The following is a 1542-nucleotide window of genomic DNA, read 5'->3' on the forward strand; positions in this document are numbered from 1 at the left end:
GCGTTGGACATTCTGGCTATCCAGTGTTTGCGGCTTTAATCTACTAATTTGGTAGAATTTAGAAAAAACAGTTTTGCGGCTTTTCTCGCCGGGCGCTAAAAGACCTGGAATTCAAGGCCTGCGACAGCAGCTTCAATCCGCTCTATCTGTAAATGGGAAATATTTTTCTCTTGGCCGGGATGCTTTCAGAAAAGCAATTGCATCCCGATAAGGGATGCGCGAGTGCGTTCCTTCTGGTTTCTCGCGCCCGCGCGTAGAACTGCAGGCTCACTGAGGATTCCGCTCGCGTCCATGTCGCACACTGCTTCCAAGCTCAACGCCTTCCCCGTGTTCATGCGGGTCGAGGGCGAAGCCGTGGCCATCGTCGGCGGCGGCGAAGAGGCGCTGGCCAAGGCACGGCTGATCGGACAGTCGAGCGCGGTCCTGCGAATCATCGCGGAACACGCCGAGCCTGACCTGCTCGCCTTCGTCGCCCAGGCCGGCGCGAGCCATTTTGCCGCCGCTTACGACGCATCGCAGCTCGAAGGCGCGGTCATGGTGTTTGCCGCCAGCGGCGACGAGGAACTCGACCGCCGGGTGGCCGCGGATGCGCGCCGCCTAGGCATTCCGGTCAATGCCGTCGATCGGCCTGAGCTTTGCGATTTCTTCACCCCGGCGCTGGTCAACCGTGCGCCGGTCGCCATCGCCATCGGCACCGAGGGTGCAGGCCCGGTGCTTGCCCAGATGTTGCGCGGCCGCATCGACCGCATGCTGTCGCCGTCGCTCGGGCCGCTGGCAATTCTTGCCGCTTCGTTTCGCGGGGCTGCCGAGAAGCTGCTGCCGAGAGGCAATGCCCGCCGCCGCTTCTGGAATGATTTCTTCTCTGGTGCTCCTGCGCGCGCGGCTGAAGCCGGCCAGCTTTCGCAGGCGCATGACGCCGCCGTCGATCTTCTGCTGTCGAACACGCCCGCTTGCGGTCACATCGCGCTGGTTGGCGCCGGTCCGGGCGCCGAGGATCTTTTAACCTTGCGGGCCCACCGTCTGCTGATGGAAGCCGATGTCATCGTCCATGACGCGCTGGTGCCCGAGGCGGTCGTTGCCATGGGTCGCCGCGATGCCGAGCGCCTGCCGGTCGGAAAGCGCAAGGGCTGCCACACCAAGAGCCAGGCTGAGATCAATGCGCTGCTGGTCGAGCTTGGCCGTGAAGGCAAGCGTGTCGTGCGGCTGAAGTCGGGCGACCCGCTGGTGTTCGGGCGGGCCGGCGAAGAGATGGCGGCACTTCGCGATGCCGGCATCGCCTATGAGGTGGTTCCGGGCGTCACCGCGGCCTTTGCCGCCGCCGCCGATTTCGAACTGCCGCTGACTTTGCGCGGTGTGTCCTCGTCGATGGTGTTCACCACCGGCCACGACCTCAAGGGCAATTCGCTGCCTGACTGGGCCAAGCTCGCCATTTCCGGCGCCACCGTCGCCGTCTATATGGGCCGCTCGGTGGCCGCCGAGGTTGCCGGACGGCTGATCGAGGCCGGTCTGTCGCCGGATACGGCGGTGGCCGTGGTCGAGAAT

Annotated in this window: 1 protein-coding gene; it reads left to right on the forward strand. The window is 64.3% G+C overall.

All coding sequences use genetic code 11. The features are described 5' to 3' along the window. Window positions 1-291: 291 nt before the first annotated feature. Window positions 292-1542, forward strand: a 1251-nt coding sequence (gene cysG / locus EN943_RS36935) for a siroheme synthase CysG (protein WP_127416606.1), incomplete at its 3' end; no start/stop codon positions are given.

Source organism: Mesorhizobium sp. M7A.F.Ca.US.006.01.1.1 (genome assembly GCF_003997935.1).
GTDB lineage: Bacteria > Pseudomonadota > Alphaproteobacteria > Rhizobiales > Rhizobiaceae > Mesorhizobium.